At 65.6% G+C, this 15,012-nt stretch carries 20 protein-coding genes and 1 tRNA gene; 9 read left to right on the top strand and 12 right to left on the bottom strand.

The window, feature by feature from the left end; all coding sequences use genetic code 11:
* Positions 1-48: 48 nt before the first annotated feature.
* A tRNA-Pro gene (locus tag CHU93_RS15435) sits at positions 49-125 on the top strand.
* A 105-nt stretch (positions 126-230) separates the two neighbouring features.
* Positions 231-644, top strand: a complete 414-nt coding sequence (locus CHU93_RS15430; RefSeq protein ID WP_086117138.1) for a holin family protein — start codon at positions 231-233, stop codon at positions 642-644.
* Positions 645-647: 3 nt separating this feature from the next.
* Here the strand turns inward: CHU93_RS15430 and CHU93_RS15425 are convergent, their stop codons facing one another.
* Genes CHU93_RS15425 through argC form a run of 3 tightly spaced genes read right to left on the bottom strand, consistent with a single transcriptional unit; the run spans position 648 to position 2,718 of the window.
* On the bottom strand, positions 648-1,160 hold the full coding sequence (locus tag CHU93_RS15425) for a gamma carbonic anhydrase family protein (RefSeq protein WP_094475040.1): 513 nt from the start codon (positions 1,158-1,160) through the stop codon (positions 648-650).
* Positions 1,157-1,684, bottom strand: coding sequence for a GNAT family N-acetyltransferase (locus CHU93_RS15420; protein WP_094475039.1), 528 nt, complete (start codon positions 1,682-1,684; stop codon positions 1,157-1,159). Before CHU93_RS15420 ends, CHU93_RS15425 begins: the two co-directional genes overlap by 4 nt.
* Positions 1,681-2,718, bottom strand: a complete 1,038-nt coding sequence (gene argC, locus CHU93_RS15415; protein WP_094475038.1) for an N-acetyl-gamma-glutamyl-phosphate reductase — start codon at positions 2,716-2,718, stop codon at positions 1,681-1,683. Before argC ends, CHU93_RS15420 begins: the two co-directional genes overlap by 4 nt.
* A gap of 108 nt (positions 2,719-2,826) precedes the next feature.
* Here argC and CHU93_RS15410 point away from each other — a divergent pair, with 108 nt between their 5' ends.
* Positions 2,827-3,474, top strand: a complete 648-nt coding sequence (locus CHU93_RS15410; protein ID WP_094475037.1) for a dioxygenase family protein — start codon at positions 2,827-2,829, stop codon at positions 3,472-3,474.
* Positions 3,471-3,959: a GNAT family N-acetyltransferase gene (locus CHU93_RS15405; protein ID WP_094475036.1), complete on the top strand. Its 489-nt coding sequence runs from the start codon at positions 3,471-3,473 to the stop codon at positions 3,957-3,959. Before CHU93_RS15410 ends, CHU93_RS15405 begins: the two co-directional genes overlap by 4 nt.
* Before the next feature lie 3 nt (positions 3,960-3,962).
* Here the strand turns inward: CHU93_RS15405 and CHU93_RS15400 are convergent, their stop codons facing one another.
* Together CHU93_RS15400 and hemB are read right to left on the bottom strand one after the other, a co-directional pair.
* Positions 3,963-4,292: a YjhX family toxin gene (locus CHU93_RS15400; protein ID WP_243375718.1), complete on the bottom strand. Its 330-nt coding sequence runs from the start codon at positions 4,290-4,292 to the stop codon at positions 3,963-3,965.
* 105 nt (positions 4,293-4,397) lie between these two features.
* Positions 4,398-5,387: a porphobilinogen synthase gene (gene hemB, locus CHU93_RS15395; RefSeq protein ID WP_094475034.1), complete on the bottom strand. Its 990-nt coding sequence runs from the start codon at positions 5,385-5,387 to the stop codon at positions 4,398-4,400.
* Positions 5,388-5,484: 97 nt separating this feature from the next.
* On the opposite strand from hemB, the gene CHU93_RS17635 reads away from it, so the two are divergent.
* Both CHU93_RS17635 and CHU93_RS15385 read left to right on the top strand, forming a co-directional pair.
* Positions 5,485-5,628 (top strand): hypothetical protein, encoded by a 144-nt coding sequence (locus CHU93_RS17635; protein ID WP_165768775.1) that lies wholly within the window; start codon positions 5,485-5,487, stop codon positions 5,626-5,628.
* An 81-nt stretch (positions 5,629-5,709) separates the two neighbouring features.
* Positions 5,710-6,867 carry a serine hydrolase domain-containing protein gene (locus CHU93_RS15385; protein WP_094475032.1) on the top strand — a complete coding sequence of 386 codons (1,158 nt, stop codon included), beginning with the start codon at positions 5,710-5,712 and terminating at the stop codon, positions 6,865-6,867.
* Here the strand turns inward: CHU93_RS15385 and CHU93_RS15380 are convergent.
* From CHU93_RS15380 to rpiB, 5 genes are read right to left on the bottom strand one after another with little or no spacing between them, the layout of a single operon-like run.
* A complete protein-coding gene (locus CHU93_RS15380) occupies positions 6,861-7,616 on the bottom strand; it encodes an RNA methyltransferase (protein WP_243375717.1) in 756 nt (251 codons plus the stop codon). The two genes, CHU93_RS15385 and CHU93_RS15380, sit on opposite strands and share 7 nt — an antisense overlap.
* A gap of 32 nt (positions 7,617-7,648) precedes the next feature.
* The gene (gene nrdR, locus CHU93_RS15375; protein ID WP_094475030.1) at positions 7,649-8,128 is read right to left on the bottom strand and encodes a transcriptional regulator NrdR; all 480 of its coding nucleotides are present in this window, start codon (positions 8,126-8,128) and stop codon (positions 7,649-7,651) included.
* Entirely contained in the window at positions 8,128-8,514 is a 387-nt protein-coding gene (locus CHU93_RS15370; protein WP_094475029.1) for a hypothetical protein, read from the bottom strand. The genes nrdR and CHU93_RS15370 overlap by 1 nt, the downstream gene beginning before the upstream one ends.
* Before the next feature lie 30 nt (positions 8,515-8,544).
* Positions 8,545-9,849 (bottom strand): serine hydroxymethyltransferase, encoded by a 1,305-nt coding sequence (glyA, locus tag CHU93_RS15365; protein WP_094475028.1) that lies wholly within the window; start codon positions 9,847-9,849, stop codon positions 8,545-8,547.
* Between the two features lie 12 nt (positions 9,850-9,861).
* Positions 9,862-10,290: a ribose 5-phosphate isomerase B gene (gene rpiB / locus CHU93_RS15360; RefSeq protein WP_094475027.1), complete on the bottom strand. Its 429-nt coding sequence runs from the start codon at positions 10,288-10,290 to the stop codon at positions 9,862-9,864.
* Positions 10,291-10,555: 265 nt separating this feature from the next.
* On the opposite strand from rpiB, the gene CHU93_RS18055 reads away from it, so the two are divergent.
* From CHU93_RS18055 to CHU93_RS15345, 3 genes are all read left to right on the top strand, one after another.
* Positions 10,556-11,335, top strand: a complete 780-nt coding sequence (locus tag CHU93_RS18055) for a PEPxxWA-CTERM sorting domain-containing protein (protein WP_243375716.1) — start codon at positions 10,556-10,558, stop codon at positions 11,333-11,335.
* Between the two features lie 275 nt (positions 11,336-11,610).
* A complete protein-coding gene (locus CHU93_RS18150; RefSeq protein WP_133064434.1) occupies positions 11,611-12,384 on the top strand; it encodes a PEPxxWA-CTERM sorting domain-containing protein in 774 nt (257 codons plus the stop codon).
* Positions 12,385-12,658: 274 nt separating this feature from the next.
* Positions 12,659-13,498, top strand: coding sequence for an OmpA family protein (locus CHU93_RS15345; protein ID WP_094475025.1), 840 nt, complete (start codon positions 12,659-12,661; stop codon positions 13,496-13,498).
* Between the two features lie 22 nt (positions 13,499-13,520).
* Here the strand turns inward: CHU93_RS15345 and CHU93_RS15340 are convergent, their stop codons facing one another.
* Together CHU93_RS15340 and CHU93_RS15335 are read right to left on the bottom strand one after the other, a co-directional pair.
* Positions 13,521-14,561, bottom strand: coding sequence for an enoyl-CoA hydratase/isomerase family protein (locus CHU93_RS15340; RefSeq protein ID WP_094475024.1), 1,041 nt, complete (start codon positions 14,559-14,561; stop codon positions 13,521-13,523).
* A complete protein-coding gene (locus tag CHU93_RS15335; protein WP_094475023.1) occupies positions 14,558-15,010 on the bottom strand; it encodes a PaaI family thioesterase in 453 nt (150 codons plus the stop codon). Before CHU93_RS15335 ends, CHU93_RS15340 begins: the two co-directional genes overlap by 4 nt.
* Positions 15,011-15,012: the final 2 nt, after the last annotated feature.

Genomic DNA, 15,012 nt, shown 5'->3' with positions numbered 1-15,012 from the left:
CAAGCCTGTTGCATCGCCGCCCGATTGCCCCTAAGCCCCACGCCGGTCCGGAGCGTAGCGCAGCCTGGTAGCGCATCAGACTGGGGGTCTGGAGGTCGCAGGTTCGAATCCTGTCGCTCCGACCATTTTCTCCTCCATTCAGCCCCCCAAACAGCCGTCGTCACCGCGCCTGTCCTACACGAACCGATTTGGTTATCTTCTTGCCTTCCTCTCACCGGAAAGGCACGAACATGTCGGTTCTGAACGCCCTGATCGCCCCCATCGCCGGCCTGATTGACAAGATCATTCCCGATCCCAAGGCCCGTGATGCGGCCAAGCTGGAACTGGTCAAGCTGCAGAACAGCCAGGAACTGGAGCTGCTCTCCACCCAATTGTCGGCCATTGTTGCCGAAGCCGGCAGCGCCGATCCCTGGACCAGCCGGGCCCGGCCCAGCTTCCTCTATGTCATGTATGCGTTGCTGTTGTGGTCGATCCCGATGGGCCTGATCGCCGCCGTGCAGCCGCAGATGGCGAACGACATCGCGCAAGGCATGACCCGCTATCTCAATGGGTTGCCCGAACCGCTCTACGCGCTGTTCGGCACCGGCTATCTTGGCTACACCGCCGCTCGCCAATGGGGAAAGGCCAAGGGGACGGACAAATAGCGCCTAGCCCGCCCGATACTGCTGCGCCAACCGGGCATAGCCCGCCGCTCCGGCCCGGTTGGCGGCCTGTTCGGTCTCGGTCAGCACGCGCAGAAACCTGGCCGGCCGGCCCGCCCACAATTCGCCCGCCGGCACGCGCTTGCCCGGCGTGAGCAGGGCGCCGGCCGCCAGCATCGCCCCGCCTTCGACCACGGCGCCATCCAGCACCACCGCGCTCATGCCGATGAAGGCGCCGCTTTCAATGCGGCAGCCGTGGATGATGCAGCCATGGCCGATCAGCACATCATCACCGATGTGCGTGTCAAACCGGCCGCCGGTCACATGCACGATGCTGCCATCCTGGATATTGCTGCGCGCGCCCACGCTGATCCGCCCGACATCGCCGCGCAGCACGCAGTTGAACCAGATCGAACTGCCGGCGCCGATCACCACTTTGCCGATGATCTGCGCGCCGGCGGCGATGAAGGCGTCCTCCGCAATCTGCGGCCAATCCTCGCCAAAGGGGTGGATGCTCATGGCGTGATGTCAAACGCCACATGCGGGCGCAGCGGGTTGCCTTCGGCCAAATTGGGGTGGTCGAAATCCAGATCGGCGCGGCGCCGCATGCCGATGCGCGTCATCACCGCCTGGCTGCGCACATTGGCCGGCACGGTCATCGACACGATGCGGCCAAAGCCCTGGCGCCAGCCCCAATCGAGGCTGGCTTGCGCCGCTTCGCTGGCAAAGCCCTGGCCCCAGACCGCCCGCGCCAGCCGCCAGCCGATTGCCGGCACGCCCGACAGGCCGGCAATGCCCAGCGGCGCCATCTTCAGCCCGCAAAAGCCGATGAACGCGCCATTGTCCCGCCGTTCCAGCGCCCAGAAACAATGGCCCAGAACCGCCTGCATGGCGATCAGCCGGTCAACAATGGCATCACTGCCGGCACGGTCCAGCAGCGGCCCCAGATGGCGCATCACCTCCGCGTCCTGCCCCATGGCGGCGAAAGGCGCGCGGTCATCGTCGCGCCACGGCCGAAGGATCAGGCGGGTGGTTTCGATCATGGGAACAGCGGCGCCTGCTCCAGCCCCATGGTTTCGGGCAGGCCGAACATCAGGTTGAAATTCTGGATGGCCTGGCCCGAAGAGCCTTTCACCAGATTGTCGATGGCGGCGATCACGATGGCCCGGCCGGGCACACGATCGGCAAACACATTCAGCACGACATGGTTGGACCCGCGCACCATGCGGGTCGCCGGGGCCACGCCGGCCGGCAGCAGATGCACGAACGGCTCGCGGGTATAGGCATCGGCCAGCACCTCACGCAGATAATCGGCCCCGTGCTGGGTCTCGACGATGCACGTGACCAGCTCGCCGCGGTTCATCGGAACGAGGTGCGGCGTGAAGCTGATCCGCACGTCGCGGCCGGCCCTTAGACTCAATTCCTGCTCCATTTCCGGCATGTGACGGTGATGGCCGATGCCATAGGGGTGCACGGCTTCGGCCACTTCGGGGAAGAGATTGGCTTCCTTCAGACTGCGCCCGGCGCCCGACACGCCCGACAGCGCGTTGACGGTGATATTGTCGGCCGAAATCGCGTGGGCGGCCACCAGCGGCAACAGCGCCAGCAGCACGGCCGTGGGATAGCAGCCCGGGCAGGCGGCAATGCGCGCCGCCGGCAGTGCATCACGCGCAAACTCGGTCAGGCCGTAAACCGCTTGCGCCAACAGCGCCGGTGCCGGATGGGCACCGCCATACCAGGCCGCATAGGTGGCCGCATCCTTCAGCCGGAAATCCGCCGACAGATCGATGATGCGCGGGCCGGTGATGGTTGACAGCAATTCCGCCGACGCCGCATGCGGCAGGCAGCCGAACACTGCATCGATCTGGGCAAAATCGATCGAGTCGGCCTTCACCAGCACCGGCAGGTTCGGATAGGGCGCGAAGTGCGGCCAGATCTGCGCCATCGTCTGCCCAGCCTTGGCATTGGCGGCCAGCGCCACGATCTCGATGCGCGGATGCGTCAGCGCCAGGCGCACCAGATCAGCCCCGGTATAGCCCGAAGCCCCCAACACCGCGATGCGATAGCGATCCGTCATGGGATTCGCGTTAGGGCAGGGGGGGCGCGGTTGCAAGCATTGGCCCCGCCGGCTTGACCTGTTGCAAAATCGCGTGGAACGCTGTGCGCAATCAACGGGGGATATACGATGATCATCACGCGGCGGCGTCTGCTCGGGCAGGCGGGTCTGGTATTGGCGGGCGGCCTGGCGGCCCCGGCCCTGGCTGCGGACCCAACCATGCCGATGGCGCTGGGGCCCTTTTATCCGGTGCAAAAGCCATCCGACGCCGATGCCGATCTGGTGCAGGTGGCCGGCCGTGCCGGCAAGGCGACCGGCAAACTGATCGAGGTGTCGGGCCGCATCCTCAACATGAAGGGCCAACCGGTTCCGGGCGCGAAGATCGAGATCTGGCAGGCCAATGCCGGCGGCCGCTATGCCCACAAGAGCGACAACAGCACGGTGCCGCTCGATCCCAATTTCGAAGGCTTTGCCAGCCTGGTGGCCGACAAGGATGGCGCCTATCGATTCCTCAGCATCGAACCGGGCGCCTATAATGTCGGTTCCAGCTGGCGCGCCAAGCATATCCATTATCAGGTCGATGGACAGCTCAACCGGCTGGTGACGCAGATGTATTTCGCCGGCGATCCGCTGCTGGGCCAGGATGAGACGCTGGCCCATGATCTTGACCAGAAGGTCGGCGGGCCGATGCCGCCGGTGAACTTTGGCCAGGCCCTGGGCCAGCGCGCCGATGGCGTCATCCGGCTGGGCTTTGATGTCATCCTGATCGACGGGTGATCCGCCTCATCCCGGCCAGCGCGGCCGATCTGGCCGATCCGTCACCCGCACTGCTGGCCGGCATCACCCGCCATTATCCGACGGTCGACGAAGGCCGCGCCCATCTGGCCGAGATATTGGCCATCATGGGCGCCCGCCCGCGTCCGGCGCCCTGGGCCGATTGGTGGGCATTGGCGGATGATGGCAGCATAAAGGGCCTTGGTGGCTTCAAGGCGCCGCCCGATGCCAATGGCGGCGTGGAAATCGGCTATGGCACCTTCCCAATGTGCGAAGGGCAGGGCGTCGCCACCGCCATCGCCGCCGGCCTGATCGCCATGGCCCGCCAGCACGGTGCGCGCACGATCATCGCCCACACGTTGATGGCCGAAAACCCCTCAACCACCGTGCTGCGCCGCAACGGCTTTGCCTTTGTCGGCACGGTGATCGAGCCTGAGGATGGCGAGGTTTGGCGCTGGCAGTTGCCGCTTGGCCCTGCCAGCGCCTGACCCCTATCGATTGTCGAGTTGGCTCCGCACCCGCGCCAGGCTCAAGCGGGAAATGCGATAGGGCGCGCCACCGCGCGATTCCACATACCCCCGGCGTTTCAGCCGGGCGAACAGGTCAAGGCTGAAGCCGGTCAGGCAAGCGCCATCCCGGGTGAAGCATTTGACATCGACGATCTGGCCGTCCTCACGGCGATGATGAATGCTGCCGCCTTGCGCCAGCAGGTGCAAAATGCGCTGTTCCGCGCGCGAAATATCCATTGAATCTGGCTCTTCTGCATGGGTTGCAGATCGCCGCATCCCGCCGGCAGGCCGGATGGCAGCAACGCGAACCAACAGCCGCAAAGTGGCTATCGGTCAGCAGCCAGAAACAATCTCGCGCATATCCACTCCAGAACCAGCCTTCAGCATAACATGAAGGCCCGGCCGGTCAAAGCCGGCTCACGCCCCCATCAGCCGCGCGGCCAGTGGCGCGTGATAGGTCAGCACGCCCGAGCAGCCGGCTCGGCGGAAGCTCATCAGCGCTTCCAGCACGCCCTTGCCGCGATCCAGCACGCCGGCGGCAATCGCGGCTTCCAGCATCGCATATTCGCCCGACACCTGATAGGCGAACACCGGCACATCAAAGGCATCGCGGATGGCGCGGATGATGTCGAGATAGGGCATGCCCGGCTTCACCATCACCGAATCAGCGCCCTCCTCGATGTCCATCGCCACTTCGCGCAGCGCCTCGCGGGCATTGGCCGGGTCCATCTGATAGGTTTTCTTGTCGCCCTTCAGCACGCCGCCGCTGCCGACCGCGTCGCGATAGGGGCCATAGAAGGCGGAGGCATATTTGGCCGAATAGGCCATGATCTGGGTGTTGTGGAACCCGTCGCCCTCCAGCCCGGCGCGAATGGCCTCGATGCGGCCGTCCATCATGTCGGATGGCGCGATGATGTCACAACCGGCGCGGGCCTGGTTCAGCGATTGGCCGACCAGCATCTCCACCGTGGCGTCGTTCAGGATCTCGCCACTGTCCGAAATCAGCCCGTCGTGGCCATGGCTGGTGTAGAGGTCGAGCGCCACGTCGGTGAGCACCCCCACCTCCGGCGCGGCATCCTTGATGGCGCGGATGGCGCGGCAAATGAGGTTGTCGGGGTTCAGCGCTTCCTTCGCGTCCTCGCTGCGCCGGGCCGGGCTGGTGTGCGGAAACAGCGCCACCGCCGGAATGCCCAGGGACGCGGCTTCCTTCGCCGCCTTGGCCAGCCGGTCCACGCTGAGGCGCGACACGCCCGGCATGGTGCCCACGGGCACTTCCTGGTCATGGCCTTCGGTGGGGAACAGCGGCCAGATCAGATTGGCCGGCGACAGGCTGGTTTCGCGGTGGAGATCGCGGCTCCACGCGGTCATGCGGGTGCGGCGCAGGCGGGTGTGCGGAAACTGAGTCATGCGCCGGCGTTTACGCGCTCCGTCCCGCCCTGTCACGCCTTGCCCATTGACGACGGATTACAGCCGCGTCATCAAACCCATCGGCGGGAGGCAAGGCATGGACAAGAAGCAAGTCACCAGCGGCGGCGGCACCTTCATCATCTGCCTGCTGTTCGGCATCATTTTCGATCAGATCGCGCTGGGCATCATCTTTGGCCTGCTGCTTGGCGGCGGCGCTGCCAAGGCGACCAACGGAAAATAAGCCATCATCCGGGCCAACGCCGGCTTGTGTCCCGCGCCTGATGTACCACATTATCGCCGGACCGGCAGGCAGGAGACGGCGATGACAGGTTCGGGGCTGCGCAATGCCGCTGCCGCAGCATTGGCGCTGCTGCCCGCTGCGGCTGCGGCCACCCCTGTGCCGACGGCCGCTGCGGTGGCCACCGCAGCCCGGGCCGCGATGGCCAGCACCGGCGCCCGCGGCCTGGCCATCGCGGTGATAGCCAACGGCCAGGTTGCCAGCGTGCAGGCCTTTGGCGAACGCAACGCCGCTGGCGCCCCGCTCACCGCTGATACCGTGATGTATGCCGCTTCGCTGACCAAGGCGGTCACTGGTTACCTGGCCGTGCAACTGGCCGCCGAAGGCCGGCTTGATCTGGATCGGCCGATTGCCACACTGTTGCCCCGGCCGCTGCCCGATTATGGCAATCCAGATGCCTATGGCCACTGGGGTGATCTGGCCGGCGATCCGCGCTGGCAGGCGATCACGCCGCGCATGGTGCTCAACCATGCCACCGGCTTTGCCAATTTCTGGTTTCTCGAACCCGATCAGAAACTGCGCATCCATTTCAATCCGGGCAGCCGCTATGCCTATTCCGGCGAAGGCATCATGCTGTTGCAGTTCGGGCTGGAACAGGGGCTGGGCCTGGATCTGGAATCTGAATTGCAGCGACGGCTGTTCCGGCCCCTCGGCATGACCCGCACCAGCCTGAAATGGCGACCGGATTTTGCCAGCGATCTGGCCGATGGCTGGAACGCCGCCGGCCAACCCGAGCCGCATGATGAACGCAGCCGGGTGCGCGCCGCCGGATCGATGGATGGCAGCATCAATGATCTGGCAAGACTGGCCGCCGCCATGGTGCGCGGCCATGGCCTGCCACCAGCATGGCGGCGGGAGTTCGCCCGCGGCACCCTGCCGATCACCACGGCCACGCAGTTTCCGTCCCTCGCCCCCGAAGCCCCGGCTGCCGGCCGGCCGGCAGCAGCGGCGGCGCTGGGCGTGATCGGCTTTTCCGGGCCGCAGGGGCCGGGCTGGTACAAGGGCGGCCACAACGACATCACCGCCAACACGCTGGTCTGCCTGGAACGGCAGCAACGCTGCGTGCTGATCCTGGCCAACGATGTGAGGGCCGAAGCCGCCTTTCCGGCGCTGGTGCGGGCCGTGCTGGGCGAAACCGGCGTGCCCTGGCGCTGGGAATATCCCGGTCTGCCGTCTTATTGACCGGGTCGTGGCGTGCTGAGGCTGCGCACCACACCGCGCAGGAACTGCACCTCGGCCGCGGTGAAGCCCGGCCGGGTCAGTATGTTGCGCAGCATGCGCCGCGCGCTTTCGCTGCGGCCGGGGGCGGGGTTGAACCAGCCGTTGTCCGCCAGTTGCGCTTCCAGCGCCGCGATCAGCCCGGCCAGATCGGCCTGCGGGGCGGGGCCCTCGTGATTGACGATCCAGCTGGGCGGCGGCGCATCATGCGCCATCACCCAGGCATAGCCCATCACCGCCACCGCCTGTGCCAGGTTGAGGCTGCCGAAATCGGGATTGCTGGGAATGGTGCACAGCGCATGGCAATGCAGCAGATCCTCGCGCGTCAGCCCGGTGCGCTCCGGCCCAAACACGAGCGCCGATGTCACCGGCGCCGCGCGCATTTCGGCCACGGCGCCAGCCGGCGAGGTGACCCGCCGGATCATGTCGCGCGTGGTCATCGCGGTGCCGATGGTCAGCGCGCAATCGGCAATGGCATCGGCCAGCGTGTCAAACACCACCGCACCTTCGATCACCGCATCGGCGCCGGCTGCCGATGGCCCGGCTTCGGGATTGGGCCAGCCATCGCGCGGGGCCACCAGGCGCAGTTCCGTCAGGCCAAAGTTCAGCATGGCACGCGCCACAGCGCCAATGTTCATGCCCAGCTGCGGCCGCACCAGGATGACGGCCGGCGGGTTGGGCGGCATGTGGTGCGGTTCGGGCGGCGGGTTCATGGCGCTGCCCATATCGGCTTTGGCCGGCGCTGTCAGTCGGCTTTGCCCTTCGTGCCGCTCACCGCTTCGCTGAGGCCGCCCACAAAGGTCTCGAAATCCTTCGCCTCGCGGAAATCGCGATACACGCTGGCAAAGCGGATATAGGCGACCGGGTCCAGGCTCTGCAGCGCCTCCATCACCAGCTCGCCCACCACGCCCACGTCAATCTCGGCCTCGCCCAGCGATTCCAGCTGGCGCACCACGCCATTGACCAGCCGCTCGATGCGCTCGGCCTCCACCGGGCGCTTGCGGCAGGCGATCTCGATGGACCGCGCCAGCTTGTCGCGCTCGAACGGCTCCTTGCGGCCGGTCTTCTTGACGATGATCAGTTCGCGCAGCTGCACCCGCTCAAAGGTGGTGAAGCGGCCACCGCAGGCCGGGCACTGACGGCGGCGACGGATGGCGGCCGAATCTTCGGTCGGCCGGCTGTCCTTCACCTGGGTGTCATCATGGCCGCAGAAGGGGCAGCGCATCAGGACCTCCGGGTGATGGTGCGCAGGAAACCAAGGCCCGCGCCCAGCATCGTGCCCCAGAAAATGCCGATAAAGGAAAAGATCAGGCCAATGAAAAAGCCCACCGCCGCGCCGGCAATGATGTTGCGGCCAGCATCGCTCTGGCTCACCGGCCCGGCCTTGTTCAACAGATCATTGGCGCCCTGCTTCAGCTGTTGCCCGCCGGGGCTGTCGAGCAGATTGTCCACCACCTGCCCGGCGCGGGTGAAGCCGGCGTCGGCGATGTCGGCCACCTGCCGGCCGGTTTCATTGTCCAGCGCGCGGCGGCCGGCTGCGGCGGCGTCTTCCGCCAGTCGGGTCAGCTTGTCGGGTTCCGGCTTGCCGTCACCCTGTCCGTCTTCCGCCATTGCCCGCTCCCTTCCGCCTGGCGCGGCAGTTCAGGCCGGATAGATCGGGAACCGCGCGCACAGCGCCCGCACGCGGGCATTCACCGCCTGCTCAACCGCTGCATTGCCATCATGGCCATTGGCGGCCAGCCCGTCCAGCACATCGGCGATCATGTCACCAATGGCCTGGAATTCCGCAATGCCAAAGCCGCGGGTGGTGCCGGCGGGCGAGCCGACGCGGATGCCACTGGTCTTGGTCGGCGGCAGCGGATCGAAGGGCACGCCATTCTTGTTGCAGGTGATGCCGGCGCGCTCCAGCGCTTCATCCGCATCCTTGCCGGTGATGCCCTTTGGCGACAAATCGATCAGCGCCAGGTGCGTGTCGGTGCCACCGGCGACCACGGCGCAGCCGCGCTCCACCAGCCGCTGGGCCAGGGCCTGGGCGTTGGCGATCACCGCGCGGCTGTAATCCTTGAACTCCGGCTGCAGCGCCTCGCCAAAAGCCACGGCCTTGGCGGCGATCACATGCATCAGCGGGCCGCCCTGCAGGCCGGGGAACACGGCGCTGTTGAACTTCTTGCCCAGTTCGGCATCGCGGCTCAGGATCATGCCACCCCGGGGCCCGCGCAGCGTCTTGTGCGTGGTCGTCGTCACCACATCGGCATGCGGGATGGGGGAGGGGTGCAGGCCCGCCGCCACCAGCCCGGCGAAATGCGCCATGTCCACATGCAGGCGGGCGCCCACCTTGTCGGCAATGGCACGGAATCGGGCGAAATCAATATGGCGCGGATAGGCCGAGCCACCAGCGATGATCAGCACCGGCTTGTGCTCCACGGCCAGGCGCTCGACCTCGTCATAATCAATCAGATGATCCTCGCGGCGCACACCATATTGCACGGCGTTGAACCATTTGCCGCTCATTGCCGCCTTGGCGCCATGGGTCAGGTGGCCGCCGGCATCCAGGCTCATGCCCAGGATGGTCTCGCCCGGCTTCACCAGCGCCAGCATCACCGCGCCATTGGCCTGCGCACCCGAATGCGGCTGCACATTGGCATATTCGGCGCCAAACAGCGCCTTGGCGCGATCAATGGCCAGTTGCTCCACCACGTCGGACGGGTGGCAGCCCTGGTAATAACGCTTGCCGGGATAGCCTTCGGCATATTTGTTGGTGAACACGCTGCCCTGTGCTTCCAGCACGGCGCGCGACACGATGTTTTCGCTCGCGATCAGCTCGATCTGGTTCTGCTGGCGATCAAGCTCGGCGGCAATCGCGGCAGCCACGGCCGGATCGCTGCCGGCAACCGGCGTTTCGAAAAACCCATCGGGGCGGATATCCGCAATCGGCTGGCTGCTCATCGATGGTCTCCCTCAACCCAGCTTGGCAACGCGCCCGGCATGGCGGCCGCCTTCAAAGGGCGTGTTCAGAAATTCGTGCACGCAATCGCGGGCGGTTTCGGTGCCGATTATCCGGCTGCCCAGCGCGATGCAATTGGCATCATTGTGCTGGCGGGCCAGCCGCGCCATCAGGCCGCTGGTCACCAGCGCGCAACGCACCCCGGCCACGCGGTTGACCGCGATGGAAATGCCGATGCCCGAACCGCACACGGCGATGCCATGGGTGGCGCGGCCCTGCGCCAATGCTTCGCCCAGCGCCCGGCCATAATCGGGATAATCCACGCTGGCCTCACTGTCGGGCCCCAGATCGATCACGCTGTGCCCGGCGGCGCGCAGATCATCGGCCAGTGCGGCCTTGAGGGCAAAGCCAGCATGATCAGAGGCAAGGGCGATGACAGTCATCGGGTGCGGGTCCTGCGGAAGTGGCAACCTTGGTCGGTGTGCGCGCCTCTTAACCCCGACCATGTCTGGCGGCAATGCCGGGTGGCGTGTTAATAAAGGTTACTGTTTGGTTACAAGCCGGGATTTACAGCCGCAAAAGTTAACGAAAATTCGGATTGTTCATTTGCAATAACTTAGTGTTACCAACATGAATGGCATGGTTGTTGCATCATTAACGGCAACGCCACGCCTGTGGGGGCGGCGGTCAAATTGAGTGAGGAGACCCATGATGAAGAAGCTGATGATCCTGGCCGGTGTTGCTGCCACCGCCCTGACCGCCTCGGCCCCGGCTGCCGCCGTGACCACCTTTGCCAACTTCTCCGCCCTCGCCGGCGGCAATAACATTCGTTGGGAACGCACTGCCGGCACCGGCAACGCCAGCTTCTACACCATCGCCACCAACACCGGCTCGACCGCTGCCTCGCGTGCCGTCAACTTCAGCTTCCTGCAGTCGTCGATCGCCGGCTTTGTCACCAACGTGAACGCGATCTGGACGCTCAATGGCACCGTCAGCAACACCGTGGCCGTGGTCAACGGCGCCAACCTGGTGCAGAACAACCTGACCGGCAGCTTCTCGTTTGTTTCCACCCAAGCCATCACGATCGGCGCGCGCACCTTCGCGGCCGGTTCGAACCTGCTGTCGGGCACCTTCACCCAGTCGACCCTGTCGGGCGCTCGCGGTGGCAACTCGGGCGGCATCAGCGGCTCGACCCCGTCGTCGACGATCACCTACACCTCGGACTTCATGAACTTCGGTCAGACGGTGAACCGCAATTTCGCCGTCAACCTGACCTCGATCGTTCCGGTGTTCCAGGCCAACCCGGTCGCCGGCGTGCCGACCTCGGCCATCAACAGCTTCCGCGCCGTGGCCGGTGGCAGCTTCTCCACCGATCCGGCCCCGATCGTGACCGCTGTGCCGGAACCGGGCACTTGGGCCATGATGATCGCCGGCATGGGCCTGGTGGGCTTCGCTCGCCGCCGTCGCCAGATCACCGTCGCCGCCTGATCGGCCACGCTGCGATCAACGGATCAACGGAAGGGGGCGGCCCATCGGGCCGCCCCCTTTCTTTTGTCTATATGCCATACCCACCTTGGCATACCGACCTTCGATACCAATTGTTTACCCATCTGTAAGCGCCGTTGGCAGGGGCACCGCGCTGCAAACGATCCATATCAATGATATCAGATATTTAGCGGTTAAATCCAAGCTGGCACGCTTGTTGCATATCCTTGGCAGACCCCGCCCAAATGGTTTGGCGGTCCATCGCAAGGAGCCGCAACATGCGCACCATCATTCTACTGGCGGCCGCCGCCACCGCTCTGGCGGCCGCTGCTCCGGCCGCAGCCGTCACCACCTTTGCCAATTTCTCGGCCCGCGCCGGCGGCAACAATGTCCGCTGGGTTCGCACCGCCGGCACCGGCAATGCCAGCTTCTACTCCATCGCCACCAACACCGGTTCAACCCCGGCATCCCGCCTGGTGAACTTCAGCTTCCTGCAACCTTCCATTGCACCTTACGTCACCAACGTGACGGCCCGCTGGACCCTGAATGGCACCGTGTCCAGCACCGTCGCCACGGTGAATGGTGCCACGCTGGAACAGAACAACCTCACCGGCAGCTTCTCGTTCCTCACCACTGCGCCGATCACCATCGGCGGCAACAGCTTTGCCGTCGGATCCAACCTGCTGTCGGGCACGTTCAACCGCACGGTGCTGTCGGGCAACCGCGCCGGCAACTCGGCCGGCATCAGCGGCTCCACTCCCTCGTCCACCATCAGCTTCACCTCGGACTTCCTTGACTTCAGCAACACGCTCAATCGCAACTTCGCCCTCAACCTCACCTCGATCGTGCCGGTGTTGCAGGCCAATCCGATCACTGGAACGCCAACGGGCGCGATCAACAATTTCCGCGCCGTGGCCGGCGGCAGCTTCTCATCCGATCCGGCGCCGATCGTCACCGCCGTGCCCGAACCGGGCAGCTGGGCGATGATGCTGGCCGGCATGGGCCTGGTGGGCTTCGCCCGCCGCCGCCGCCAGATCAGCCTCCCGGCCTGATCGCTGTCGCCATGTCGAACCGGAAAAGGGCCCGCCCGCGCGGGCCCTTTTTCATGGCGCCGAACCGGCCGGCGCCTCGCATCCTGTCGCTTCCTTTTCACCATTGGCCGAAGGGCGCTGGCCCGGTTCAGCTGAGAGAAAGCCTTGGTCTGCGGATTCGTCATGCAGGTTTGCCAGCGCGCCACGCGCCGGTGGGCCGCATCGGGGCAGGGCCAGTTGCCCATGGCGTTGCAAGGGGGCTGGCTTGCACCGGAATTCAGTGAGGGAGTTGCGTATGCGTATCATGACACAGGAACCGGCTGTCGTGTTATTGCTGGCCGCAGCCGTTCTCGCGGCCGCACCATTGGCCGCGCAGCCAGCCGAAACCACGGTGACAGCCCCACATTATCAGAAGGGGCCCGAGATCAGGGGCATCATTTCGGCCCGCAGCGGGGACCGCATTCAGGTCACCGCCGACGATGGCAGCAAGATCCTGGTCGAAATCGATGACGCCACAAGGATCAGCGCCAGCGGTGGCTTCCTCGGGTTGGGCCGCAGCGGCCAGCCGGCCACCGCCCTGATGAACGGCCTGCCCATCACGGTGGCAACCGAGCAATCGGGCGCGATGCTGCGGGCCAGCCAGATCAAGTTCCGCAACACTGATCTGAAGCTGGCCAACATGATCCACAGCGGCACGGCACAGGGCTTTGCCGAACAGGCGGCCGCCACCCAGGCGCTGAAGGGCCGATTTGCCGACATTGATCAATATGACATCAAGCGCACGGCCAACATCTATTTCGACACCGGCAAATGGGCCCTGTCAGAACAGGCCAAAGCCGAACTCTGCGCCACCACCAAATTGGCGGAGGGCATGAAGAATGCCCTGCTGCTGGTGGTCGGCTACACCGATGATAGCGGGCCGGAAGAGTATAACCAGCAGCTGAGCGAGAAGCGCGCCAGCCGCGTGGTCGGCTTCGTGCAGCAGGCCTGCGGCTGGAAACCCTATCGCATGCTCACGCCCACCGGCATGGCCGAAGCCGATCCGGCCGCCCCCAACGACACGCCGGAAGGCAAGGCGCAGAACCGCCGCGTGGCGGTGAACGTGCTGGTGTCAAAGGCTGCCGACGCGCTTTGAACGACCAGGCGGGCGATCTGGCCTATTCGAAGGTCAGATCGCCCGTTTCCGGCACCTCCAGGTGCCGCGCCACATCCTCATCGCTCACCGCCTCCAGCGTGGCCGGCTGCCACTTCGGGTTGCGATCCTTGTCGATCAGCTGGGCGCGGATGCCTTCGAAGAAATCATGGCCGTTCCGGATCTCGCAGACCATGCGATATTCGTTGATCAGTGCGTCCTCGATGGCCACGCCGCGGGCCAGGCGCAGGCCGGCGAGGGACAGCTTGCAACTGGTGGGCGACATGCGGCGGATAGTGGCGGCCTGCTCGCGCGCCCAGTCGTCACCGGCGTCCAGGCTCGACATGATGTCCTCCATCCGGTCATGGCCGAAATGGAAATCAATGGCATCGCGATAGGCCGCCAAGGGCGCTTCGCCGGCATCCTCGTCAAAACTGGCGAGCACGGCGTCCAGCGGCTCATGGCTGGTCGCCAACAGATCGCCCAGCGTCGCGAGATGGGCTGACGGCACATAATGGGTGGCAATCCCGCAATAGCGCAGATCGGCCGCCTTCAGCCGCGCGCCGGTCAGGGCCAACCAGGTGCCAATCTCGCCGGGCAGGGCCGCCAGCGCATGCGTGCCGCCGACATCGGGGATCAGGCCGATGCCGGTTTCCGGCATGGCAAACAAGGTGCGCTCGGTCGCCACGCGATAGGGGCCGTGGATGGAAAGGCCAACGCCGCCGCCCATGGTGATGCCATCGATCAACGCCACCCACGGCTTGCCGCAGCGGGCGATGGCCTGGTTCATGCGATATTCGTCGTGGAAGAAATTCTCCCACAAGGCCCGGTCTTCCCGGCCGCGCCGGCCGAGCAGGGCAACATCGCCGCCGGCACAAAAGGCCCGATCCCCGGCGCCGCTGATCACCAGATGCCGCACCGCCGGATCGCCGATGGCATCGATGATGGCCCGGTGGATGCTCACCGCCATCGGATGATTCAGGGCATTCAGCGCCTGCGGCCGGTTCAGCATGATCCACAGCGCATGGCCACGGACTTCGAACAAGACTTCGGGTTCGGCGGTCATGTGCGTTCCACCAGATTGCTCGGGCCGTCCAGTTCCAGCGGCACGGCCGATGTGGTGAGGCGGGCGAGCAGGGTGCCGGCCTCGTCAAACAGGTCTGCCTCCATGAAGGCGATGCGCTTGCCCAGCTTCAGGCAGCGGCCGGTGGCATAAAGCGGCACGCCGGCCTTGGCCGGCGCAAAGAAACTGGTCTTCAGCTCGATGGTCGGGATGCCGATGCGCTTGCCGCTCTTGACGATCGCGGCAAAGGCCGCGGCATCATCCAGCATCGAAACCACGATACCACCCTGCACATTGCCCATCGGGTTGCGGCAGGCATCGATCGGCTGAAACTTCATCTTCACCACGCCGGCGGCGCTGTCGATTTCCAATATCTCCTGCCCCAAAATGGCGGCGGTGGGCGGCACGAACTTGTTCATGCGCGCCTTCAGATCTTCATCGTTGAGAGCCATTG

Origin of the sequence: Sandarakinorhabdus cyanobacteriorum (assembly GCF_002251755.1) — a bacterium.
GTDB classification, from domain to species: Bacteria; Pseudomonadota; Alphaproteobacteria; order Sphingomonadales; family Sphingomonadaceae; genus Sandarakinorhabdus; species Sandarakinorhabdus cyanobacteriorum.
Note: the sequence above shows the minus strand (reverse complement) of the source record. Positions and strands in the feature narration are given on the sequence as shown.